The sequence below is a fragment of the Pedobacter sp. AK013 genome, from assembly GCF_014205835.1.
GTDB lineage: Bacteria > Bacteroidota > Bacteroidia > Sphingobacteriales > Sphingobacteriaceae > Pedobacter.
The window spans coordinates 108,605-134,095 of record NZ_JACHCQ010000003.1; the positions used below are offsets into that span (position 1 = coordinate 108,605).

Consider the following 25,491-nt stretch of genomic DNA (forward strand, 5'->3'; position numbering starts at 1 on the left):
CCAATAAATAACTAGAGATATTTCAGCGCCTTCAAAATTTCCTTTATCGAAAATTTAGCCCCACAAACAAATTCATCAGCCGCACCATAGTAAATGGTTAGTTCATCACCGTTAACAATGTGACCATTTGTGAATACAACCTTACCAAAAAAGCCATGCAGTTCGTAATCTTCTGTCGGTATCATAATCGGGTTTTCTGTTCTGGCCAATACTTTCGATGGATCATTTAAATCCATTAGAAACGCGCCCAAACAATACTGATGTTTTTCATTTGCACCGTGATATATTTCGAGCCACCCTTCTGCGGTTTTGATTGGCGCTGCACCTGCGCCCACACGGGCACTATCCCACAGGTTTGCTCTGGTTTTAACAATACACCTGTGCTTTCCCCAATAAATCCCATCTGGAGATTCGGCCAACCAGATATAATTACCGCCCAAAGCCACACTGCTGGGGCGGTGCAAAGCGTAAAACTTACCGTTAACACATTCTTCAAATAAGGCGCAATCTTTATTATGAGGAGGGATAATCATACCATAACGCTGAAAATTTTTCCAGTCTTTTGTAGTCCGCATCCCCACACCAACGCCATGCTCGGAAACAGCAGTATAGGTTAAATAATAGGTTTCGCCGACCAAGGATACTCGGCAATCTTCAATTCCAAACGTTTCATCCTGGCCTTCTCCCTGTAGCAATGGATAACCTTCGGGTTCGTAAAAATAAATGCCGTCATCGCTGCAAACTAATCTTAAATGCGACAGCGTAGTTAAGTAATCGGCTCCCCTGTAATTAATCACTCTTGGGTCTGTTACATTTAAATACGGGTCGTTTTCTTCGATCGCCAGAATTTCTATTCCGTGTTCCTTTAAAATAGGAAAAGAGATTATACCCGGTGTCTGTTCGGGCCTTTCGGCTACACGGATCAGTAGCCATGTTTTTCCTTCGAATGTAAAAACACCTGGGTTTAAAAGGCAAACAACTTCCAGGCCTACCCTGCTTGGGTTTAGAGCTTTTGGATATAAAATTGGATTTTCGGGAAATCTTCTGGCTAGATAGACCATAAAAAATGCTTTTATAACAAACAGGCGATCAAAATTTTGATCGCCTGTTTGCTATTGAATTAATATTAAATGAGTTGATCCATTTCACAAGTTCATCACTTCCTTTTCCTGTTTTTTGTTGCAGTTTCCCCAACAATTCCTCGTTTTGACCTTCTTCATGTTTTAAATCAGCATAAGTTTGCTTAACCTTTCCTTTTATTTCATTCCACTTTCCTTTTAATTCTAACTTACCCATGCGCGTGTTTTTGTCGTCAACATGATGCCCTGTGCGTAAATTAACAATCTTATCTCCTTTTTGTTTCGTTTTTTTAGCCCTTTACTTAAAAAATTTAGCTTATCTCACTTTATTCCTGAAGATTTTATATATATTTTAATTATATTATGCGTATTATTTCTACTCACAATTAAACATTACTAATTAAACTACCAATTTGATGAAAAAACTGCTCTTAAGTATGATTTTATCACTTAGTGTAATTACGTTTGCTTTCGCACAAGGCAAAGTAATTACCGGAAAAGTGACGTCAACCTCGGGACCAATTCCTGGCGTTAGCGTATTTGTAAAAGGCTCACCAGCTAACGGCACACAGAGCGATGCCTCGGGCGCCTTTAAATTAACCGTTTCGGATGATGCTAAAACACTTATTTTTAGCTTTATCGGCTATAAAACCAAAGAAGTGCCTATTACAGGGCAAACCATTAATGTAAGCCTCGATGAAGAAAATAATACCCTATCTGATGTGGTGGTAGTGGGTTACGGCACGCAGAACAAGCGTGATGTAACGGGGTCTGTAGCCTCTGTTAAATCTAAAGACCTTGAAAATCTACCGGTAACAAGTTTTGAACAGGCTTTACAGGGTAAAGCGGCAGGTGTACAGATTGCAGCACAAAATGGAAAACTAGGGCAAGGTATAACGGTAAGGGTAAGGGGAGCCGCATCGGTAACAGCCGGCAGCGAACCGCTTTATGTCGTGGATGGAATCCCAATCACTTCTGGCGACTTTTCAAGCACTACTGCGCCAACCAGTGCTTTGGCAGATTTAAACACCAATGATATCGAATCAATCGAAGTTCTAAAAGATGCCTCTGCTTCGGCAATTTATGGGGCAAGGGCTTCGAACGGGGTAGTTTTAATTACAACAAAACAAGGTAAGGTCGGCAAAACTGCCATTACTTTTAGTGCATTAGGAGGAATCAGTTCTCCATCTAATCACAGAGAATTTCTTAATTCCGAACAGTATGTTCAAATTTTAAGGAGAGCAGGAGTTGGCAGGGCAAAATACGATTTTGAAAACACTACCGACTATGCAACCCTACAAGAAGCTTTAGATGATTATAGTTCCATTGTTGAAGGCAGATTGAATAGATATTCTGCTGGAAATGATGATTATAAAACATATAAAGTAAATACAAACTGGGAAAGAGAAGCTTTTCAAAGTTCTCCGATTACTCAACAATATGATTTAAATCTAACTGGTGGTAACGAAAAAACTAAGTTCTATATTGGTGGACAAGCATTAAATCAAGATGGTATCATTGTTGGCAATAGCTACAAGCGCTATAGCGGAAGATTAAACCTGACCAACAAGGTGACTGATTTTCTTGAAGTTGGAGTGAATCTAAATTTCTCCAACAGTATTAATAACAGGCTATCAAATGATAATGCATTTTCCAGTCCTTTACAGGCTGTAGCCCTATCACCAATTACACCTTTTATAGATCCAAGATCGGGCTTAATAAGTGGAACCTTGCCAGGTGCTGCCTCTAATTACCCGCTTTATTATAATCCGTTTATTGGCATAGAAAACGCCTCATATAAAGCAACGGTTTACCGCACAATTGGTAAAGCATTTGCGAATATCAATATTGCAAAAGGCTTAAAATTTAGCACCGATTTTTCTGTTGATAACCTTAACCAAAATGAGGAAAGTTATTACGGCTCTTTAACCTTTAAAAATACAGGTACAAATAATGGTGATGGAGAAAATATTTCAACTTTTGTAATCAATACAAACACCAATAATTTTTTTAGTTATAATGCTACTTTTGGCGAAAAGAGTGTATTTGACGCTGTTATAGGTACAAGTTATCAAAAATCAACCACTAAATATAGCTCAATAGAGGGGCAGGATTTTCCTAGCGATGCCTATATAAAATTAGGAAGCGCAGCTACTAAAGTTAAAGCTACCAGTAACGAAAATGCATTCAGCTTTTTATCTTATTTCTTTCGAGCCAATTATAAGTATAATAACCGCTATTTAATTGGTTTTAGCGTGAGGGCAGATGGTTCATCCCGTTTTGGCACAAACAATAAATATGGCTACTTCCCTGCAGGGTCATTAGCTTGGATTGCTTCAGAAGAAGATTTTTTAAAATCATCTGAAACCATTAGCCTGTTAAAATTAAGATTGAGTTACGGCCTAACTGGAAATGCAGAAATTGGGAATTACCGCGCTCGCGGCCTGTTTAGCGGTACAGGAGCCTATGGTGGCGCTGCTGGCCAAATCCCGACCCAGATAGCTAACCCAGATTTAACATGGGAAAAAACTAAACAATTGGATATTGGCTTAGACTTCGGCTTTTTAAAGAATAGAATTACAGGTACTTTCGATTACTATCAGAAAAAAACAACGGAGTTATTGTTGGAGGTTCCAATTCCACAAACTACTGGTTTTTCTATCAAAACGCAAAACTTAGGTAAATTGGAAAATACGGGTTATGAGTTAGGTATTAATACAGAGAATTTTGTTGGGGCATTTAAATGGTCAACAGCTTTAACTGCTGCCATCAACAACAACAAAATTACCGATTTAGGTGGACAGATTTTGAATACCAATGAAATTAACGCAGCTATTGCTGGGCAACCAATTGGTGTTTTCTATTTACCAGAATATGCAGGAGTAAATCCAGCTAATGGAGATGCGATTTATTATCGAAACACAGTTGATGCAAATGGCAACCTCGACAGAAGCACAACGAATAATATCAACGATGCACAAAGAATTTTTGCTGGTAACCCTAACCCAAAATATGTTTTTGGCATTAATAATAGTTTCTCCTTTAAAAACTTTGATTTAAGCATATTCTTTCAAGGCGTTAGTGGAAATAAGATCTATAATTCTGGAGGACAATATATGAGCGCCAATGCATCAAATGGCTACGACAACCAAACCGCTGATCAGATAAATTACTGGGATAAACCTGGCGATATTACACAGGTTCCAGAGCCCAGATTGGGATTGGGAAATGGTGTAGGTAACTCTACAAGATATATATCAGATGGCAAATATTTGCGTTTAAAAACCTTAACATTAGGCTATACATTTACCCCTGAAATTCTAAGCAAGATTAAATTGAGCAAATTAAGACTCTTCGCCACAGCTCAAAATTTAGCTACAATTACAGGTTATAAAGGTTGGGACCCCGAGGTTAATGCCGATTTCCAATCTACCAACATTAACCAAGGAGTTGATTTCTATTCAGCCCCTCAACCAAGGGTAATTTCATTCGGCATCAACATTGGTTTATAATTCAAAAAAGGAATCATTATGAAAAAGATATATATATATAATTTAATGTTTTTAGCCATGCTTTTTATTACGGTATCCGCATGTAAGAAAGCATTAGAAATCAATCCTGTTGATACAGTGGAACAAAGCAAGGCCTTACTCACATCAAAAGATGTAGAGGTTGCACTTGTAGGTGCTTACTCAGAGTTAGGAAGTAGAAATTTTTACGGTGGAAGACCATTTTTATTAGCAGATTTTTTAGCAAATACAAATGCAATTGAATGGGGTGGAACATATGAGGAGCTTACACAAACCGTTAATAAACAGATTTTAAAAACAAACGCCTTTGTTGATAACGTTTGGGCAGCTGGATATACTGCTATTAATGATGCAAACAATGTAATTTCAGCTATAGATAAAGTTGATGCAGCAAAAAAGAGCAGAGTAGAAGGAGAAGCTAAATTTATAAGAGGGGCTGCGTATTTTGATTTAGTAAAATTGTTTAGCAAAGCATATAACGATGGTAGCCCAACAACAAATCTTGGTGTACCTATTGTGCTTACCCCAACAAAAGCGATTACAAACGAAAGCTATGTAAGTAGGGCGACTGTTGCTGCCGTTTATTCTCAAGTCATTGCTGATCTAACAGAAGCAGAGGCAAAATTACCAGAAACAAATGGTTTTTTTGCTACCAAATTCTCAGCAGCTGGTATGCTTGCCAGGGTATATTTACAAATGGGTAATTACGCAGCCGCTGCTGCTGCTGCAAATAGAGTAATTGCTTCAAACAAGTACACTTTAACTAATGCATTTATAGATGCTTTCCCAAAAATGCCAGAAGCTGGAAAATCGGGGCAACCTGGTCCAAACACAACAGAAGATGTGTTCGCTATGCAGGTTACCACCTTAACTGGTTTTAATGGTTATAACGAATTTTATGGTTCATCAACTTTTGGAGGAAGGGGTGATGCCTCTATTTCTGAAGATTGGATTAATAATACTTATGAGGCAGCTGACGATAGAAAAAATGCTTTTTATGATGACGGCGCGCTGTTCACATCTAAGTATGGCAATTCTTATGGAAATATTTCTATAATGCGCTTTGCAGAAATGTATTTAATCAGGGCAGAATGTAATGTCCGCTTGGCTCCGGCCCCTCCTATTGGGGGCGTAACACCTTTACAAGACCTAGCTAAGGTTAGAAATAGAGCTGGCTTAACAACAACTACAGCTACCTTATCAGACATTCTTAACGAAAGAACACTTGAATTTGCCTTTGAAGGTTTTTCACTGCACGATGCGAAAAGAACTCAAACCAATATTGGTAGCATACCTTGGAATGCTAACAGATTGATATTTCCGATTCCACAAAGGGAAATTGATGCCAACAAAAACTTAGTTCAAAATCCAGGTTATTAGAAAAGATTAATTGTGGGGCTTCTCAAAAATAAAAATTGAGCCTCAGGAAATTAAATATTCGAAAATGCTCCTGTAATGGGGCTACAAATAAAACAACAAAAAAGACAGGCTGTATCAGCAAATTGATACAGCCTTTTCTAACCAGTACTCATCTACAAGCCGTATTAGCTTACTCTACCTCAGTCTAATATTTTCATGTTAGAATAGGATGTTTCGCACTTTTATTTCATCAGTTTATACCGGAACTAAAGATTTGCATTTCTTTAGATTACTATTTCTTATTAAAACCGAGTGCTATATATGAAATCAAGCACTTAATAAGAAGATTAAAAAGTATCTAAAAAGATACAAATAAGTATCATAATCAATTCAAAAAGTAGAACATTAAACTTATATTGTAATGCAAAAACTAATCTATTAACAATCAAAAAATCTACCCATGAAATTAAATTCTAACTTAACAGCCTTATTAAAGAAAACGCTTTTCGCTTTCCTAATCATTTCTTTAATCTCGGCCTGTAAAAAAACTCAGGAACCAAGCGTTATTTCGTCGAAAAACAATGATTTTAATAAAAATGGAATACCCACACCGTACTTCGACTGGTCTACGGTAGATTATATGCCAACTCCCTCGGGTTCGCCAACAATTTTAGTGCCTTGGGCAAATGGCTCGGTAAGGGGGTTTACTTCCGACATTCAATATGATTATTTGCCAGCTGACGGATGGAAATTACTATATAATACATTTGATCCTACTAAACCTTTGCCAAGCAATCCTTTTTTTGTCCTTTACAACAAATACAGAGCATTATTGAGAATTTATATTTACGTTACAACAAATGGTTTTCAAAATTCTGATTATCTAACAACAGGATTAAACCTTGGTCCAAATAATATTAACTCCAACATGTTAAATTATGCTGGTCAAGACATTGTTAATGTTAATATTGACAGTAATGTTAAAATATCTTCAAAAATAGAACCAACTCAAATTGCATCAGGATCTTGGTATGCTACGCAATATGAGATAGCCTATGACAACAATATCCAAACCAGTACCTTTCAACAAATCGGTGTAAATGCAACTATCAATTGGACTAATGTAAGCACAATTTCTCTTGGAGGGACGGCTGAAGGTGAAATTAAAGGTTCAATCACTTCTCAAGGGAGTTCTCCTTTTTCATTATCAAAAATCCTAACGGGGACACTGGATGCAGTTGGAGCATCTTTTTTTACTGCTAATAAAGGACAGAGTACTACCAATCCAGGGGAAGGGAATAAACTTGGATTACCTGCGGCTATTTTTAATGCATCAAGTAGTGCTTTAACAAGTGGCTTATCTGATATTGTTAAAGGTTTCTTTAGTGGCATTTTCGGGGGTAAAACTGGAGGTACAAATCAATCAGTTTCCTTAACAACCAATACAAAAATTACCCTAACAGGAAATAGTACGCAAAATGGTGCCTTATGGCCTAATCCAGGCTTGGGATTAGGTATACCAGGAACGATTAATAGCCAATCAGCAATAGGGTACGTACCATATTATAATGAACCTATGGGACTATTTTATTTAGCTAATACACCCAATGTTAATGCAACCTATATATCTTATCCTGTTAATATTAGCGATCGCCTCAATGGATATTATGATAATCAGGTTGAATATATACTCAATAGCTCTTCTATTAATCCAATTTGGAATAATGCTGTAGTCAATACTAGCGCAGATGGTGTTTCCATTTCGGATTTTAAAAATGAAATTGTATTGATTCCTAACAATCCAGAGGTCGGTGGGCAATACGAAGCTGGTTTTAATGGAACTTTCGAAACGATTGGTGAGAAGAAAGTTTATACTTCTTTTTACTCGGTAAGTGCCAATATACATGGACGTACTAAAACCCAGTTTCCAAAAGGTAAACTGGCCGTAAGAATCTCCTTTCATGTCACCCCCAATGGTAATCCAGCAGCTAAATTCTTATACGTTAAAACCTTCTATGCAGTCGAAAATTAAATAAATATAGCAATATATATTTGCCAGTTGCAGTTATTGCAACTGGCAATAAGCCAAGAGAATAATAATCAAATATTTAATATATTATAACAAGCTAATTAATATCCAAAAAGGGATAACAATGTATAATATTTGTTTACTATTCAATAAATTCAGTTTAATCATATTTGTTTGCCTTGTAACATGTGGTCATTCCTTTGCTCAACAAGAATTGGGAATTGGGGGAGGTTTTAATATGAATACCTTAATCATTCAGAATGAAAGTAATAAAAACGTGCGAACGATCCCTAAACTAGGATACTCCATATTTTTTCATTCAAGATTCTGCTTAAATAAATCATTTGATTTAATACTCGAACCAGGAATAAGCGAAAAAAACTACCAAAGAAGATCGGTTGATAACCAATATATTGAAGAAACAACTACTAATAAATATTTGCAGTTACCTATAAATTTGGATACTAAAATACTTAAAGGCAAAAAAACAACAACGTATTTAACTGTAGGTGCCACTATTGGCTATTGGATTAAATCCAACACAAGAGGGTATCTTCCTGATATTTTTAGCAGTTTTACTTCTTTTGAAAATACTGAATATTATAATCTAATCTATTTTAATGAAAAATATGCTTTTGACAAAAAAAAGGACAGGAGATATGATATTGCAATTAATCTGGGCTTCCGAGAGCGTTTTTATATCCGAAATACGACCTTAAGCGTAAACGCTTTCATTACTAAATCGATTATTAGCCAACAGAACACTTATATGTTAAATCAAGAAATGCGAAGTAATCAGTCAATCACCCTTCAAATTGCATATTCTAAAAAGTTAAAGCATCATGAAGATAAGTAGATGGCTTATTGTTTACTGCTTGATTACAACAACAGCAATTAGTTGTAAAAAAGAACAATCGCTTAATAAAGACCCTAAAAGTTTTAATGAAATTTATGAAACTTTCTGGAGAGAAATGAATATTAACTATGTTTATTGGGATATCGATAAAACCAATTGGGATAGTTTATACAGTACCTATAAGCCTTTATTCAATAAACTTGACATTAATAATGAAAACGACATTAAAAGTTCAGTTTTATATTTTAAAAATCTAACCGCCAAACTCACTGATTCACATTATAGTATTTCTTTTCAAAAGCAAATATTAAAAGACTCAAGTATCTATCCTGCATATACTAGAAACATTTCATTTAAAAAAATACACAATAAATATGACTTCACCAATCTAGTAACAAAATATTTAGACACGGCTTATCTATCTTCCAGTTACTTTTATAGCGAAAACAATACATCTAAACTACTCTTTACAAGGCTAGGAACTATAAATAAGCGCATCTTATATTTTGCTTGTAATCAATTTGCACTATTAAGAACGATTCAATCAAAAGATCCAAACACAACATCACTATTAAACAAACTAGATTTTTATTTGAATGAATCTACAGATATTAAGGGATTAATATTTGACTTTAGGGGTAACAATGGCGGCGATATTGTTGACCTTAATTATCTAATTGGAAAAATCATTGACAAACCAGTTCATTTTGGCTTCGTAAGATATAAAAATGGCAATAATCGCTTAGATTATACTCCTTGGATAAATACAACCGTAAGTCCGCAGAGTACATCTAAAAAATTTCAATATCCAATAGTTGTCTTGGTAGATAATTACTCAGCCTCCTTATCTGAAACTTTTGCAATGGTTATTCACACATTACCAAATGGAATTATTGTTGGAGAAAGAACTTGGGGAGCCACTGGCCCGATTGCTCATAATAACATTTATAACTATGGTAGTTTTATAATCCATGACTTTATGAATGTTACCATGGCTTCTGGAGAATTTAAATATTTAGATAATAAAAGTTATGAAGAAATTGGTTTTCCACCGGACATCAGCGCAGCATTTAGCCTACCCTCTTATCAGGCAGGCATCGATTCCCAATTACAAAAAGCCATAGATATATTTATGAAATAAACATATAAAATACCTCTGTTTTGCACAGGTGTTTTATATGTTTATCTGCTAATATAAACTGAATACTAATTGTTCAGCTAAAGTTTTTTAGCTGCTTCAATAATCTCTTCTACTACTCCCGGATCAAGCAGTGTAGACGTATCCCCTAGGTTACCGGTTTCTCCTTCGGCAATTTTACGCAGAATTCTGCGCATAATTTTGCCTGAACGTGTTTTTGGTAGACCAGAAACAAATAATATCTTATCAGGCTTTGCAATAGCCCCAATTACGCGGGTAACGGTCTGCAATATATCTTTTTTAGATAAATCTGCCTCGCCATGCATGTCCGGATAAATAACAAAAGCATAAATCCCCTGCCCTTTTACATCATGAGGGTAGCCCACCACAGCGCTTTCTACCACACCAGCATGCATGTTAATGGCATTTTCTACTTCTGCAGTACCAATCCTGTGTCCCGAAACATTTAATACGTCATCCACACGGCCGGTAATTCTATAATATCCATCTTCATCCCGTAAACAGCCATCACCGGTAAAATATAAATTATCGTAAGTAGAGAAATAAGTTTGTTTGCAACGCTCATGGTCGCCATAAGTAGTGCGCAACATGCCTGGCCAAGGAAATTTAATGCAGAGATTACCCATTACCCCATTTCCTTCAATTTCATTCCCGTTTTCATCAACTAAAATTGGCTGAATTCCTGGTAAAGGTAATGTAGCAAAACTAGGTTTGGTTGGGGTTACCGTAGCAATAGGCGAAATCATAATCCCTCCGGTCTCTGTTTGCCACCAGGTATCCACAATAGGCGCTTTACCGTGCCCGATTTTTTCATCAAACCAATGCCAGGCCTCTTCGTTAATCGGCTCCCCTACTGAGCCTAAAACGCGGATCGTGCTTAAATCTTTTCCGTTGAGTGGGTCGTCGCCATAACTCATTAAAGAACGGATGGCTGTAGGCGCGGTGTATAAGGTATTTACTTGATGTTTTTCTACAATATCCCAAAAACGAGATGGGCTTGGGTAAGTTGGAATTCCTTCGAACAATACAGATGTTGCCCCTTGCGAAAGCGGTCCATAAACAATATAAGAGTGACCTGTAATCCAGCCAATATCTGCCGTACAGAAATAAACTTCACCCGGCTGGTAATTAAACACATTTGAAAAAGTATAACCTGCATAAACCATATACCCCCCGCAGGTATGCACAACACCTTTAGGTTTTCCTGTGGAGCCAGAAGTATACAGAATAAAGAGCATATCCTCCGCATCCATTTCTTCCGCTTCACAGATATCATTTACGTGTTTAACCTCATCTTCCCACCATACATCCCTGCCTTTCAGCATCGAAACAGGTGTACGGATATGGGTTAACACGATACATTTTTCTACCGTTGGGCAACCAATTAAGGCATCGTCAATTACATCTTTTAAAGGAATCTGTTTATTGCCACGATAAGAACCATCGGCAGTAATCACTACTTTACATTGCGAATCGTTAATCCTGTCGGCAATAGATTTAGCAGAAAACCCACCAAAAATAACCGAATGAACGGCACCAATTCTGGCACAGGCCAAAACAGCAATAGCCAGTTCGGGCACCATGGGCATATAAATACAGATACGGTCGCCTTTTTTAGCACCATTACGTTTTAAAACGTTGGCAAAACGGCAAACGCGTTCGTGCAACATTTTATAAGTATAAGTAACACTTTCTTCTTCAGGATTATTAGGTTCCCAAACAATAGCAGGTTTATCTCCATTGGTAGCTAAGTGCCGATCTAAACAATTTTCGGTAATATTAAGTTTAGCGCCTTCGAACCACTTGATATTTGGTTCGTTAAAGTTCCAGGATAATACCTTGAACCAAGGTTTGCGCCATTGAAAGTTTTGCGCCACTTCGCCCCAAAACTGCTCTGGGTTTTCTACGCTTTTCTTATAATCTTCTTCGTATTGCTTAAAAGATGTAATTTGCATTGCTTGTTTTTATATTTTGGATTAGTGGGGCTAATTTAAATAAATAATAATAAGGAAAAATAGTCTAATCGTATCAAAATGAATATCAAACGTTTGATCCGGAATATTTATTTTTAATAGATGTAATATATGAAGATTTTAATATTTGGCGTTTACAAACCTTTTCAGCCTATAAATATTAATTACAAAAATATTTAGCTGTACTATTGCTGTTTACAATTATTATTCAGATATTTGCACACTCTTAAAAAAATTAAGCGGACGATATTAACAACTATATTTACAAGTCATGTCAAGAGTTTGTGATTTAACAGGAAAAAAAGCAATGGTAGGTAACAACGTTTCTCACTCGAACGTTAAAACCAAACGCAAATTTTACCCAAACCTACAACTTCAGAAATTTTATATTCCTGAGGAAAACCGTTGGATTACGTTGAAAGTTTCTACTTCAGCGATTAAAACCATCAATAAAGTGGGCATTAGCGAAGCAATTAACCGTTTCGTAAAAAAAGGATTTTTGTAAAAAACATTAACTGTTGAGATTAACAGTTTTCAATTTATATTAAAATGGCAAAAAAAGGTAACAGAGTTCAGGTTATTTTAGAATGTACTGAACATAAAGAAAGTGGCATGCCAGGTATGTCTAGATATATTTCTACCAAAAACCGTAAAAACACTACTGAAAGATTAGAATTGAAAAAATTCAATCCAGTATTGAGAAAAGTAACCGTACATAAAGAAATTAAATAGGTTTAGCATAAAAGACCAAAGCTTAAAGACTAAAGCATTTGCAAGTCTTAAATCTAATGTCTGATATCTCAAATCTAATAATTAAAATTATAAGAACATGGCAAAGAAAGTAGTTGCAACCCTTAAAACAGGTACAGGTAAAGAATATTCGAAAGTAATTACAATGGTAAAATCACCAAAAACCGGTGCTTACTCATTCAAAGAACTTATCGTACACAACGACCACGTAAAAGATGCTATCGCATCTAAATAAGGTTAATATTTTTTAATATAAAAATATTAAAGGCCGTTCCGTTTTAACCGGAAGGGCTTTTTTTGTTATTGCAAATTTTAGATATGGGTTTATTCGATTTTTTCAAAAAGAAAGAAACTGCACCTGAAGCTCAGGAAGCGCTGGATAAAGGTTTAGAGAAAACTAAAGACGGTTTCTTTAATAAAATTACCAAAGCCGTAGCAGGAAAATCTTCTGTTGATGATGAAGTTCTCGATAATCTGGAAGAAGTTTTAGTTACTTCTGATGTAGGCGTAAGCACTACATTAAAAATTATCAAACGTATTGAAGAACGTGTTGCTAAAGACAAATACCTCAATACCTCAGAGTTAAATTTTATCCTGCGGGATGAAATCCAGTTGCTGTTATCTGAAAACAACAGTAACGATTTCCGTCAGTTCGAATATGGCGATCATAAACCTTACGTAATTATGGTGGTTGGCGTAAATGGTGTTGGTAAAACAACTACCATCGGAAAACTGGCACATAAACTTAAAGAATCGGGACTTAAAGTAGTATTAGGCGCTGCCGATACCTTTAGAGCCGCAGCTGTTGATCAGATTAAACTTTGGGGCGAACGCGTTGGCGTACGCGTTGTGGCACAGGCCATGGGTTCTGATCCTGCTTCTGTTGCCTTTGATACCTTACAGTCTGCTGTGGCCAATAATGAAGATGTAGTAATTATCGATACTGCCGGGCGCTTACACAACAAAATCGGCTTGATGAACGAGTTGGGTAAAATTAAGCAGGTGATGCAAAAGGTAGTACCAGGCGCACCACACGAAATTTTACTGGTATTAGATGCCTCAACCGGACAAAACGCTTTTGAGCAGTGCAAACAGTTTACCGAAGCTACTGATGTTAATGCATTGGCCATTACTAAATTAGATGGAACAGCGAAAGGCGGTGTGGTAATTGGCATTTCCGATCAATTTAAAATTCCAGTTAAATACATTGGCGTAGGTGAAAAAATTGGCGACTTACAGCTTTTTGACAAGAAAGAGTTTGTAAATAGCCTGTTTAAATAGGCTCGATTATTTTAATGCCATCGTCATGCTGAATTTATTTCAGCATCTGTTTAGAAAAAAGACCCTGAAATAAATTCAGGGTGACGGCTATATTAACACAGTAAAGATCAAGTGTAAAAGATGAATACCAAAATAGTAAGAAGTAAAAGCGCGATTAAACAGCCTAAAATTAATGTAATTACATTAGGTTGTTCAAAAAATATATACGATTCGGAAGTATTGATGGGGCAGTTGCGTGGCAACAACTTAAATGTTGTGCACGAATCAGACAAAATGGGTAAAGATGATATCGTTGTAATCAATACCTGCGGTTTTATCGATAATGCTAAACAAGAATCAATTGATACCATCTTACAGTTCAGTGAGCTAAAAGAAGCTGGTAAAATTGGTAAAGTAGTGGTTACGGGTTGCTTATCTGAACGCTACAAACCTGAACTGGAATCAGAAATCACCAACGTTGATGCTTTTTTTGGCACTAACGACCTGCAGAATATATTACATGAGTTAGGCGCCAATTACAAGCACGAGCTTATCGGTGAGCGCTTGCTAACCACTCCTTCTCATTTTGCTTATTTCAAAATTGCTGAAGGTTGTAACCGTCCTTGCTCTTTCTGTGCCATCCCTTTAATGCGTGGCAAGCACTTGAGCAAGCCGATGGAAGAGTTGGTTAACGAAGCCAAAATATTGGCCAAAAATGGCACAAAAGAACTAATTTTAATTGCTCAGGATCTTACCTATTACGGTTTAGACCTTTATGGCGTGCGTAAGTTAGATGAGTTGATGCGTCGCCTTTCAGATGTTCCTGGAATCGAATGGATCCGCTTGCAATATGCCTACCCTTCCGGTTTCCCGATGGAAATTTTAGACGCCATGAACGAACGCGACAACATCTGCAAATATCTGGATATGCCTTTACAGCACATTACCGATAACATGCTAAAATCGATGCGCCGTGGCACAACCAAACAAAAAACCATCGATTTAGTTAACCAGATTAGGGATAAGGTACCAAACATTGCCATGCGTACCACGCTAATATGTGGATATCCAGGCGAAACAGAACGCGATTTTGAAGAAATGAAGGAATGGGTTGCCGAAACCAAATTCGATCGTTTAGGCTGCTTTACCTATTCGCACGAAGAAAAAACACACGCACATACTTTGGTTGATGATATCCCTGAAGACGTGAAGCAACAACGTGTAGATGATATTATGGAAATACAACAAGGCATTTCATTTGATATTAACCAGGAAAAAGTAGGCAAAATCTTTAAAGTACTGGTTGATAAAAAAGAAGGTGATTTCTTTGTAGGCAGAACGGAGTTCGATTCGCCTGAAGTTGATAATGAAGTGTTAATTGATGCTGCTACAGGTTATGCTGCTAATGGGAGCTTTGTTAATGTGAAGATAGACAGGGCCGAAGATTTCGATTTATACGGAACTATAATTTAAAAAACATACAAATACGAAACCCCAAAAGCTGTGCTTTTGGGGTTTTTGTTTTTATAAACATTAAGATATTCGCTTTTAGCTGTAGCGAATAACATCACGTCATCGTTTAAAGAATAGAACCATATATAGGAGCACTAAATCAAATTGATTAAACAATTATGGTTAATTGCAATTAAACGGAACATACCCTCCTTAAAAGTATAACTATTCAATAATTTAAACTACATGAAAAAAATTCTATTTGTTCTCGTACTAATTTTCATCACCAATTTAGGTTGCAAAAAAATACCTAACGGTGGCGGACTATGTGCCTGCTCACCTATAAGTTATGACACAAGCTTGGGGCTGGTAATTAAAAATAGTACAGATGTGGATCTTCTTAATCCTAAAACTACAGGTTTTTTAGACAAGACCCAGATACAGCTTTATTCTAAAGATGCCAACCATGTAATTAAACAAATCAATTTTGACATTCGTCAGCCCTTTACTTATACAAATAATTTGAAAATGGATTATTATCAGCTGGTTTCTTCTGAAATAGGTCAACAAGCGAAAAGCATTGATAATACCTTTTATCTTAAGCTTGGTGATAAAATTTATGAGCTTAATCTAAAGGTAAATAACCAGGCGGTAGAAAAATTGCTGATCGATAAAAACGATGCCTCTAAAGAACTTCCCAATGCAAACAGTCAGTACCTTAATAGCATCTATACCTTAAAAATTTAAAGTGTGGTGCTGCAGGTATAACTGATTTATACAAAAAATCCGGGTGAGTAAAGCTCATCGGGATTTTTTAATGTTATTTTTTAGATGCAGGCCTGTTTTTAATCTGGCTTGGTTTTAACCAAATTTTAGCACCTTTCGAGTTTACATAATATTTTTCATTTTTTGCATTGATATAAACATCAGAACCATCTGGTGCCATTTTACCTTTCCAGGTTTTATCTGCAATTTTCGAACTGCCCTTTACCGCTACTTCAGCAGTTTTATTACCAACCGATTTGGCACCTTTACTAATTGCTTTTCCGGTATGGTCTAATGCCTTACCAACTTCGCTTTTTTTCTTTTCTTGTGCATTTACACTAAGAGCAGCGCCCCCAACTAAGGCCAGCGCTAATAAACCCATTACAAATTTCTTTTTCATGACAGCTATATTTTGTTTAGAGAATAACAGTTAATTATAAGATTTGTTTTATTTCTGTTACACTAATAAAGATAAAATTTCAAAATATTATTTCCTATTTAAATTGTTTTTTTTGGAGCGCAAGGTTCGAAGCAATGATTAAATTTTGTTCCCGTTCTTCGCTGTACCCTTTCGCTGCACTTCAGGGATGCCGCTTCGCCCGGGGCTAGGCACACTGGTACTGCAAGAAGGTTAAGGTTTAGAGAAACCGTTGTTTTGGGTTTTGGAAACACAGGCCCTTCTTCAATAAACCTTATTGCAGCGGTTATACTTTTTGCTGCACAAACAAACAGCCAGCAATAACATCCATAAAAAGATAGTAGCGGAAAGAAGGACTACCTGAACCGAAAAGCACCAAACCTGCTTTTCAAAAGATTTAAATTGTTTTTTTGGAACGCGAGGTTCGAAGCAACGATTAAAGTTTGTTCCCCGTTCTCCGCTGTATCCTTTCGCTGTGCTTCAGGGATGCCGCTTCGCCCGGGGCTAGGCACACTGGTACTGCGAGAAAATACAGAACGCCCACCTACTTCTTTCGTAAGCATTCATTTTTTATTTCTTGCACAGCCCCTCGTTCAATAAACCTTATTGAAGCGGCTATCCTTTTTGTTGCCCACACAAACATCCCTCACTAACCATCACAAAAAGATAATAGCGGAAAGAAGGGCTACCCGAACCGAAAAGCGCTAACCCAGCTTTTCAAAAAAAACAATTAGTTATTGAAGGGCAATAGTATACGCTCTCTCAATCCGCCTGCGAGATCTCGTTTTTAATAAAAAAGGGGGGCGAATGACAAATAGATTCGCAATACAATAAGCATTAAGATGCCCGCCTGCGCTGGAATCACGACCAACGTTACGTTCAGATAATGTCTTAATTTAATTTCTCGGCCAGTAATTTCATTTCGATATGCGGCGAACGGTTTTCGTAGATAATGCTATGCACCGCCTTACAAATTGGCATATCTACATTGTACGCCTGGTTTTTAATATGCATGCATTTCACAGCATAATAACCCTCGGCAATCATATTCATTTCCAACTGGGCAGATTTTACAGTGTAACCTTTCCCTACCATGTTACCAAACGTACGGTTGCGGCTAAACTGCGAATACGCAGTAACCAACAAATCGCCAAGATATGCCGACTCCATAATATCTCTAGTGATGGGATGAACGATATCAACAAAGCGTTTAATCTCACGGATGGCATTACTGATCAATACTGCCTGAAAATTATCGCCATAACCTATGCCATGGCAAATGCCACTGGCAACAGCATATATATTTTTTAAAACTGCTGCATACTCTGTTCCGAAAATATCATCCGAAACATTAGTTTTAATGTAACGGGTATTTAAAAATGAAGCAAATGTTGTTGCCTGTTCCACATTGGTACAGGCAATGGTGAGGTAAGATAATTTTTCTAACGCTACCTCTTCGGCATGGCAGGGCCCGCTAACCACCAAAATATCGTGGTAGGGAATGCCGTATTTTTCGTGCATAAACTCGCCGATAATCAGGTTATCTTCGGGTACAATACCTTTTATCGCTGAAACAATCTTTTTCCCTTTTAAATCTTCTGGAGTAATAGAAGATAACGTAGTTTTTAAAAATGCCGCCGGAACGTTTAAAATTACAAAATCGGCAGATTTTATAATAGAATTGATATCAGATGAAATATGGTCGTCTTCATCCAGTTTAATTTCAACCGAGCTGATATAATTAGGATTATGCCTAAATTTCTTAATATGCTCGATAGCAGTTTCATTGCGCATCCACCAAAAAATTTCCTTTTCAGCTAAATTGTCTGCGAGCATTTTTACAATGGCGGTTGCCCAACTCCCGCCCCCTATCATTGCTATTTTAGGTACCATGTTTATAAAAAAGGTTTAAGGTAAAGGTGTAAGACCTTATTTTAAAGGTATAAGGCAAAAGGTGTAAGACTTAAGGTAAAGACCAATGCCCAATACCTTAAACCTTACACCCTAAACCTTAGGAATACACCTTAAACAGCGCAAGTTACTATTTCTTGCGATTAATTATAAACTACTTTTTAGCGTCTTTGTTAAACAACTGGTCTTTAGCTGTTTTCTCTACAACCATTCCATCCTTTAATTTGTTTTGGATAGCAGAGTAAGGACCTGTTACAATTTCTTCGCCAGCTTTAACACCAGATTTCACAATAATGAACTGATCGTTTTGGATGCCGGTAGTTACCTCTGTTTTTTTAACCTTTTTCGTTTTAGCATCATAAGCATAAATGTATTGTTTCACCTTTTTATCGGTCAATTTGGTTTTTTGCTTATCGGCATTTGCCTGGTTACCCTGGTTCTGGCTAGCATCGGCAGATTTTGCATTATCAGTAAATACCGCTTGGATAGGAATAGCCAAACCGGTTAACGACTCACTTTCTATATCAACAGTAGCCGACATTCCTGGCCGAAAAATAGACTGTTGTTTGCCTGCTAATTCTTCTGTAATTCTAATTTTTACCGAAAAATTGGTTACCTGATCTACAGAGGTAGATACTGCAGTACCCACCGCCGTTGATGAACTTGCGATTTCGGTTACCTCTCCCCGAAATTTTTTATCAGAAAAGGCATCAACCTCGATAGAAGCTTTATCTCCAACTTTAACGCGGGTAATATCATTTTCGTTAACATCAACATTAACCTCCATTGATGATAGGTTAGAAATACGCATAATTTCTGTACCTGCCATTTGCGAAGTTCCTAAAATACGATCTCCCAATTCGATTGACAGTTTCGAAACCACACCATCAACGGGTGCATAAATAGTAGTTTTAGCCAGGTTTGCACCAGCTTCTTTAACGTTTGCCCCAGTTTGTTCTAAAGTAAATTTAGCACCTACTACACTCTCTTTCGCACTGGCCAAATTTGCTTTGGCCGTTAAATAGGCTGCTTTAGCTGCATCGAACTCTGATACAGAGATTACTTTTTTATTAAACAGTTCAACATTACGTTTATAAGTTGCCTCTGCGTTTACAAAGTTAGCCTGGTTTTGTACCAATTGTTGTTGGGCAGAAGCCACACTCGCTTTTTGTGCATTAAAGCTAGCCACCGTTCTTTCGTAACCCGATTGTAAAACATCCGGACGTACTTTACAAAGTAATTCACCGGCTTTAACAATATCCCCCTCTTTTACTTTTAACTCTACTACCTCTCCCGATACCTCAGAGCTTAATTTAACTTCTGTTTCTGGCTGTATTTTACCACTTGCGGTTACTGTTTCTACAACAGTTCTATCTGACGCTTTTTCTGTAGTTACTTTTTCGGTCTTATCACCCCCAATAACTCCGGCCAGTTTTAATATCACTAGAAGGGCTACAATAGCAACTACGGTAATAATAATATGCTTCAGTTTCATAATTTATTGTATTTCGTTTGTTTAAAGTTGTAATATTTTAAGGTTAAAATGTATAAAGTTGAAAGGGTTAGTGTTATCCGTAACCAGTTTCAGCTTTAACCTAAAAAACAATCTGTTTGCCCAAATAATAGTCGATTACTTTGGCACGGAACAGTAAATCGTATTTCGCTAAGATAAAATCTATCTCGGCTTTATTTCTGTTGGTTTGTGCAGTACTGTAATCTAAAGAGTTTACCAAACCAACAGCATAACGCTGCTCGATTACATAAAAAGCGTCTTTTTGTGCCTGAAAAGCATTTTGAGTAGAAGTATACCTGCTTTGTGCGGCGTTTAAGTCGGCAACAGCCTGGTTGATTACTTTTACCAAATTATTTTTTGAAATCTGCTCATCGGTTTTGCGCTGCATCCAGTTAATTTTCGCTTTTCTAACGGCCGATCTGGTCGTGAATCCATTAAAAATCGGAATGGAAATCCCCATATTAATTGATTTACCGAAGTTATCAGATAATTGACTAAAAAATGGACTGTTCCCCGGGAAAGCAAATTGGTATTGATAGAACGATCCCAAACCTCCCCCAAATGTAATTCTTGGATAATAACTACCCTTGGCAACATCAATTGCTTTTTCTGCTGCTTTAGTATTTAAATCTGCCAACTTAATATCGGGAAAGGTATTCAAAGCCTGGTTGTAAATATCACTTGGAACGTAAGTGTTTTGAATGTTATTCAATTCGTTAACCAATGGCGGCTGTACCTTGAATGTCATAGGTGGCTGAATTTCCATTAACTGTCCTAAAGTTAAATAAGATATAGTTAACTGATTCTGTGCATTGGTCAGGTTAAGCTCAGCAGTTGCGGCTTGCGATTTGGCCTGCGAAATATCGGCTAAAGTTTTGTTACCAACATCTAACAATGCCTGTTCCCTTTTTAAAGTAGAATTAGCAACGTCTAATTGCTGTTGGGTAGCCTTAACCTGGTCCTGGTTATTTAAAACCTGCAGATAAGCAGTTACTACCTGCAGAATAAGATCATTTTTTACCTTCTCTACATTGGTTTGATTTGCGGCTAACAATAACTTATTCTGTCTGATCTGGTTAAGTTGCGCCCCACCTCCAAATAATAGCAGGCTAGCGGATACACTTGGACTTAAACTATAATTTTGAGTGTTTAAAAACAAACCTGATGTTACCTGGCTTCTACCCCATTGCATGGATTGGTTAACGGTACCATTTAAAGTGGGTAATAAAGCATTTTTAGACTGGAGCAAATTTTCTTCGCTAAGCGCGGTATTAAATGCAGCCTGTTTGATATTTAGATTATTTTTTAATGTGTTTTCGACAGCCTGTTGAATGCTGATCACTTCTTGAGCCCTAATTTGCTGACTAAAACTTAATGTCACTAATAACGCAGATCCGGTAATTAACTTCTTCTTGGTAAACATCTTCATAATTTGTTTCAAATCTATATAAACAACTTTAATAATTTCAATCTGTACAGGCATTTAGTAACTTTGTAGCTAAATGTACCTGATCAAATCACCGCTTCTGCTAAAATGGTATTATCCATCACTATTATGGAATAAATCCCGCACCGAAAAAGTTATTTATTTGACCTTTGACGATGGACCTATACCCAATGTTACAGATTTTGTATTAAAAACTTTAAAAGTCTTTAATGCTAAAGCTACATTTTTTTGCATTGGCGATAATATTGTAAAACACCCCGAAGTTTTTGAACGTGTAAAAAACGACGGACATGCCATTGGCAACCATACTTTTAATCATTTAAAAGGCTGGGAAACCGATGATGAAACCTACCTTCAAAATACACTAAAATGCCAGGAGCTTACGCAGTCTAATCTCTTTCGCCCACCTTACGGAAGGATTAAGAAAAGCCAGGTTCGTAGCTTGGAGCTTGGAGTTTGGAGCTCGAAGTTTAAAACGCCTAATAACTCCAAACTCATAACTGAAAACTCCCAACTGCAAATCGTCATGTGGGATGTACTCAGCGGCGATTTCGACATTAAGCTCTCTCCCGAAAAATGTTATCAAAACGTAATTAAACATACCGAAAATGGTTCTATAATTGTATTTCACGATAGTTTAAAAGCATTTGATCGTTTAGCATACGCACTTCCTAAGGTTTTAGCCCATTTTACCGAAAAGGGGTTCACTTTTGCTACGCTTTAGCCATTGTTATGCCAGAACAGCCTGTGCTCACTTTAATAAGCTCAAACAAGCTTTAAGTTAGATAACAGATTTCCAGCTGTTCAAAAACGGACAAAACTGTACGGAATCGAACGGTTAACCTCGCTATTAAGTTTCTATCACGATAACTACTTTTTAACTAACAGCGATACCGATTAACATTATTTTGCAGAGACCAGTTTTTAGTGTCTTTTCTTAACTCAATCGTCATAAATCCAGCCTTGATTTATTGAATTTTATGACCTTTAATTTACATCCTTTTTTCGTAGTTTAGAACGATTCCAAATTGTTTAATCGCCTGCCTAAATTGCGTTTAAGGGTTGTTTTTTGCTATTTTTGTTTTATCCAAAAAATTGAGCTTATTGGCTCGGTAAACGCAAATTAACATACAAAAAACAGTATTCTTTTTTTGTAAAAAGCGGGTGTACATTTGTTGCACAATCTTAACAAAAAGAATAAAATAGCCAAGATGAGTATTTATAACGATTATATCCAGGAGATTGAAGACAGAAAAGCTCAGGGTCTTCACCCTAAACCTATTGATGGAGCAGAATTATTGAGTGAAATTATTACTCAGATCAAAAATGTAAATAATTTCAACAGAACAGAGTCTGTTAATTTTTTTATATACAATACCTTGCCAGGCACTACTGCTGCAGCTGGTGTAAAAGCACAGTTCTTAAAAGAAATTATTTTAGGTGAAACTATTGTTGCAGAAATCACGCCTGATTTTGCTTTCGAACTATTATCGCACATGAAGGGTGGTCCTTCTATCAAAGTTTTGTTAGATATCGCTTTGGCAGATAATGGCGATAAAGCTAAAAAAGCAGCAGACGTTCTTAAAACGCAGGTTTACTTGTACGATGCCGATACCGATCGTTTGAAGGATGCTTACAACAATGGCAATGCTATTGCTAAAGAAATATTAGAAAGCTACGCTAAGGCCGAATTCTTCACCAAACTTCCTGAAGTAGCAGAAGAAATTAAAGTGGTCACTTTTATCGCCGGTATTGGCGATATTTCTACTGATTTATTATCTCCAGGTAACCAGGCACACTCTCGTTCAGATCGCGAATTGCATGGCAAATGTATGATTACACCGGAGGCCCAGGAGGAAATCAAAGCCTTGCAAGCACAACATCCTGATAAAAGTGTAATGTTAGTGGCTGAAAAAGGTACCATGGGTGTAGGTTCTTCACGCATGTCGGGTGTTAACAACGTGGCCCTTTGGACCGGTAAACAATCGAGTCCGTATGTTCCGTTTGTAAATATTGCACCAATTGTTGGTGGTACCAATGGAATCTCTCCAATTTTTTTAACCACAGTTGATGTAACAGGCGGTATTGGTATCGATCTTAAAAATTGGGTAAAGAAAACTGACGAGAACGGTAATGTTATCCGCAATGAAAACGACGAGCCAATTTTAGAGCAAGTGTTTTCTGTTGAAACCGGAACCGTACTTACGATCAATACCAGAACTAAAAAATTATATAACGGAGATCAGGAGCTGATTGATATTGCGAAAGCATTAACTCCTCAAAAAATGGAATTTATCAAAGCAGGTGGTTCATATGCCATTGTTTTTGGTAAAAAAATCCAAACATTTGCAGCCAAAACTTTAGGTATCGAAGCGCCTGTAGTATTTGCTCCGGCTAAAGAAGTATCTGTCGAAGGCCAGGGTTTAACTGCTGTAGAAAAAATATTCAACAGAAATGCGGTAGGTTTAACACCAGGTAAGGTGCTTCATGCAGGTTCTGATGTACGCGTAGAGGTAAACATTGTAGGTTCGCAAGATACTACCGGTTTGATGACCGCTCAGGAATTAGAGGCAATGGCTGCTACAGTTATTTCTCCGATTGTTGATGGCGCTTACCAGTCAGGTTGCCATACGGCATCTGTTTGGGATAAAAAAGCACAGGCAAACATTCCTAAACTAATGAAGTTTATGAATGATTTCGGTGTAATTACCGCCCGCGACCCTAAAGGCGAATATCATTCAATGACCGATGTTATCCACAAGGTATTGAACGACATCACGATTGATGAATGGGCAATCATCATTGGAGGTGACTCACACACACGTATGTCAAAAGGTGTGGCTTTCGGTGCCGATTCTGGTACGGTAGCATTAGCATTGGCAACCGGTGAGGCTTCTATGCCAATTCCCGAGTCGGTAAAAGTTACTTTCAAAGGTGAAATGAAACAACACATGGATTTCCGTGATGTAGTTCATGCTACACAATTACAAATGCTACAGCAATTTGATGGCGAAAACGTATTCCAGGGCCGTATTATCGAGGTGCACATCGGTACTTTATTAGCCGACCAGGCCTTTACTTTTACCGACTGGACTGCTGAGATGAAAGCAAAAGCATCGATCTGTATTTCGCAGGACGATACTTTAATCCAATCGTTAGAAATTGCTAAAAACCGTATTCAAATTATGATAGACAAGGGTATGGACAACCATAACCAGGTTTTACAAGGTTTGATCAACAAAGCAAATAAACGTATTGAAGAAATTAAAACCGGTATTAAGCCAGCTTTAATGCCAGATGATAATGCCAAATATTATGCAGAAGTAATTATTGACCTCGATATCATCAATGAGCCAATGATTGCCGATCCGGATGTGAACAATGCTGATGTTTCTAAACGTTATACGCATGATACGATCAGAGACCTAACCTTCTATGGTGGCGATAAAAAAGTAGACCTTGGTTTCGTAGGTTCTTGCATGGTACACAAAGACGATCTAAAAATCGTTTCTCAATTATTGAAAAACGTAGAGAACCAAACCGGCAAAGTAGAATTTAAAGCTCCATTGGTAGTTGCAGCCCCTACTTATAATATTATTGATGAGCTGAAAGCAGAAGGTGACTGGGAGTACTTACAAAAATACTCTGGATTTGAGTTTAGCGACGCACTACCTAAAAGTACAGCACGTACTGAATACGAAAATATCATGTACCTAGAACGCCCGGGTTGTAACCTGTGCATGGGTAACCAGGAGAAAGCGGCTAAAGGTGATACGGTAATGGCTACGTCAACACGGTTATTCCAGGGCCGCGTAGTGGAAGATAGAGATGGTAAAAAAGGAGAGTCTCTATTGGCATCTACTCCAGTAGTGGTTCTTTCTGCTATCTTAGGCCGTATACCAAGCATTGAGGAATACAAAGTAGCAGTAGAAGGTATCAACTTAACCAAGTTTACGCCTATTTCTACAAAACAATAAGAAACAAATAAGC

At 37.1% G+C, this 25,491-nt stretch carries 20 protein-coding genes; 13 read left to right on the plus strand and 7 right to left on the minus strand.

The features are described from left to right. Nucleotides 1–11 precede the first annotated feature (11 nt). Both HDC90_RS03040 and HDC90_RS03045 read right to left on the minus strand, forming a co-directional pair. On the minus strand, nucleotides 12–1,061 hold the full coding sequence (locus HDC90_RS03040; RefSeq protein WP_184463780.1) for a glycoside hydrolase family 130 protein: 1,050 nt from the start codon (nucleotides 1,059–1,061) through the stop codon (nucleotides 12–14). A gap of 28 nt (nucleotides 1,062–1,089) precedes the next feature. Further along, nucleotides 1,090–1,296 carry a CsbD family protein gene (locus tag HDC90_RS03045; RefSeq protein WP_184463782.1) on the minus strand — a complete coding sequence of 69 codons (207 nt, stop codon included), beginning with the start codon at nucleotides 1,294–1,296 and terminating at the stop codon, nucleotides 1,090–1,092. A gap of 199 nt (nucleotides 1,297–1,495) precedes the next feature. On the opposite strand from HDC90_RS03045, the gene HDC90_RS03050 reads away from it, so the two are divergent. The 5 genes from HDC90_RS03050 to HDC90_RS03070 all read left to right on the plus strand — a co-directional run bounded on the left by HDC90_RS03050 (nucleotide 1,496) and on the right by HDC90_RS03070 (nucleotide 9,994). After that, entirely contained in the window at nucleotides 1,496–4,591 is a 3,096-nt protein-coding gene (locus HDC90_RS03050; protein WP_184463784.1) for a TonB-dependent receptor, read from the plus strand. A gap of 18 nt (nucleotides 4,592–4,609) precedes the next feature. Beyond that, on the plus strand, nucleotides 4,610–5,989 hold the full coding sequence (locus tag HDC90_RS03055) for a RagB/SusD family nutrient uptake outer membrane protein (protein ID WP_184463786.1): 1,380 nt from the start codon (nucleotides 4,610–4,612) through the stop codon (nucleotides 5,987–5,989). 439 nt (nucleotides 5,990–6,428) lie between these two features. Beyond that, a complete protein-coding gene (locus tag HDC90_RS03060) occupies nucleotides 6,429–8,000 on the plus strand; it encodes a hypothetical protein (RefSeq protein WP_184463788.1) in 1,572 nt (523 codons plus the stop codon). 121 nt (nucleotides 8,001–8,121) lie between these two features. Beyond that, entirely contained in the window at nucleotides 8,122–8,853 is a 732-nt protein-coding gene (locus tag HDC90_RS03065; RefSeq protein ID WP_255497456.1) for an outer membrane beta-barrel protein, read from the plus strand. Further along, nucleotides 8,840–9,994: a S41 family peptidase gene (locus HDC90_RS03070; protein WP_184463792.1), complete on the plus strand. Its 1,155-nt coding sequence runs from the start codon at nucleotides 8,840–8,842 to the stop codon at nucleotides 9,992–9,994. Before HDC90_RS03065 ends, HDC90_RS03070 begins: the two co-directional genes overlap by 14 nt. A gap of 77 nt (nucleotides 9,995–10,071) precedes the next feature. On the opposite strand, the gene acs is transcribed toward HDC90_RS03070, so the two are convergent. Then, on the minus strand, nucleotides 10,072–11,967 hold the full coding sequence (gene acs / locus HDC90_RS03075; protein WP_184463794.1) for an acetate--CoA ligase: 1,896 nt from the start codon (nucleotides 11,965–11,967) through the stop codon (nucleotides 10,072–10,074). A gap of 289 nt (nucleotides 11,968–12,256) precedes the next feature. Between acs and rpmB the strand changes: the two genes are divergently transcribed. The 6 genes from rpmB (at nucleotide 12,257) to HDC90_RS03105 (ending at nucleotide 16,194) form a co-directional block, all read left to right on the plus strand. Continuing rightward, on the plus strand, nucleotides 12,257–12,490 hold the full coding sequence (gene rpmB / locus HDC90_RS03080) for a 50S ribosomal protein L28 (protein WP_025145121.1): 234 nt from the start codon (nucleotides 12,257–12,259) through the stop codon (nucleotides 12,488–12,490). 44 nt (nucleotides 12,491–12,534) lie between these two features. Next, nucleotides 12,535–12,717, plus strand: coding sequence for a 50S ribosomal protein L33 (gene rpmG / locus HDC90_RS03085; protein ID WP_010599807.1), 183 nt, complete (start codon nucleotides 12,535–12,537; stop codon nucleotides 12,715–12,717). Between the two features lie 97 nt (nucleotides 12,718–12,814). Then, on the plus strand, nucleotides 12,815–12,970 hold the full coding sequence (locus tag HDC90_RS03090) for a DUF4295 domain-containing protein (protein WP_010599808.1): 156 nt from the start codon (nucleotides 12,815–12,817) through the stop codon (nucleotides 12,968–12,970). An 83-nt stretch (nucleotides 12,971–13,053) separates the two neighbouring features. After that, entirely contained in the window at nucleotides 13,054–14,016 is a 963-nt protein-coding gene (gene ftsY / locus HDC90_RS03095) for a signal recognition particle-docking protein FtsY (protein WP_184463796.1), read from the plus strand. A 120-nt stretch (nucleotides 14,017–14,136) separates the two neighbouring features. After that, complete coding sequence (gene rimO / locus HDC90_RS03100) at nucleotides 14,137–15,468, plus strand: 30S ribosomal protein S12 methylthiotransferase RimO (RefSeq protein ID WP_184463798.1); 1,332 nt, start codon at nucleotides 14,137–14,139, stop codon at nucleotides 15,466–15,468. Nucleotides 15,469–15,693: 225 nt separating this feature from the next. After that, on the plus strand, nucleotides 15,694–16,194 hold the full coding sequence (locus HDC90_RS03105) for a hypothetical protein (protein ID WP_184463800.1): 501 nt from the start codon (nucleotides 15,694–15,696) through the stop codon (nucleotides 16,192–16,194). Between the two features lie 73 nt (nucleotides 16,195–16,267). Here the strand turns inward: HDC90_RS03105 and HDC90_RS03110 are convergent, their stop codons facing one another. The 4 genes from HDC90_RS03110 to HDC90_RS03125 all read right to left on the minus strand — a co-directional run bounded on the left by HDC90_RS03110 (nucleotide 16,268) and on the right by HDC90_RS03125 (nucleotide 21,537). Beyond that, the gene (locus HDC90_RS03110; protein WP_184463802.1) at nucleotides 16,268–16,612 is read right to left on the minus strand and encodes a hypothetical protein; all 345 of its coding nucleotides are present in this window, start codon (nucleotides 16,610–16,612) and stop codon (nucleotides 16,268–16,270) included. 909 nt (nucleotides 16,613–17,521) lie between these two features. Continuing rightward, complete coding sequence (locus HDC90_RS03115) at nucleotides 17,522–18,523, minus strand: NAD(P)H-dependent glycerol-3-phosphate dehydrogenase (protein ID WP_255497457.1); 1,002 nt, start codon at nucleotides 18,521–18,523, stop codon at nucleotides 17,522–17,524. A 172-nt stretch (nucleotides 18,524–18,695) separates the two neighbouring features. Beyond that, entirely contained in the window at nucleotides 18,696–20,036 is a 1,341-nt protein-coding gene (locus HDC90_RS03120) for an efflux RND transporter periplasmic adaptor subunit (protein ID WP_184463804.1), read from the minus strand. Between the two features lie 100 nt (nucleotides 20,037–20,136). Beyond that, complete coding sequence (locus HDC90_RS03125) at nucleotides 20,137–21,537, minus strand: TolC family protein (protein ID WP_255497458.1); 1,401 nt, start codon at nucleotides 21,535–21,537, stop codon at nucleotides 20,137–20,139. Nucleotides 21,538–21,556: 19 nt separating this feature from the next. Between HDC90_RS03125 and HDC90_RS03130 the strand changes: the two genes are divergently transcribed. Together HDC90_RS03130 and HDC90_RS03135 are read left to right on the plus strand one after the other, a co-directional pair. Further along, a complete protein-coding gene (locus HDC90_RS03130; RefSeq protein ID WP_184463806.1) occupies nucleotides 21,557–22,225 on the plus strand; it encodes a polysaccharide deacetylase family protein in 669 nt (222 codons plus the stop codon). 487 nt (nucleotides 22,226–22,712) lie between these two features. Beyond that, the gene (locus tag HDC90_RS03135) at nucleotides 22,713–25,478 is read left to right on the plus strand and encodes a bifunctional aconitate hydratase 2/2-methylisocitrate dehydratase (RefSeq protein ID WP_184463808.1); all 2,766 of its coding nucleotides are present in this window, start codon (nucleotides 22,713–22,715) and stop codon (nucleotides 25,476–25,478) included. Nucleotides 25,479–25,491: the final 13 nt, after the last annotated feature.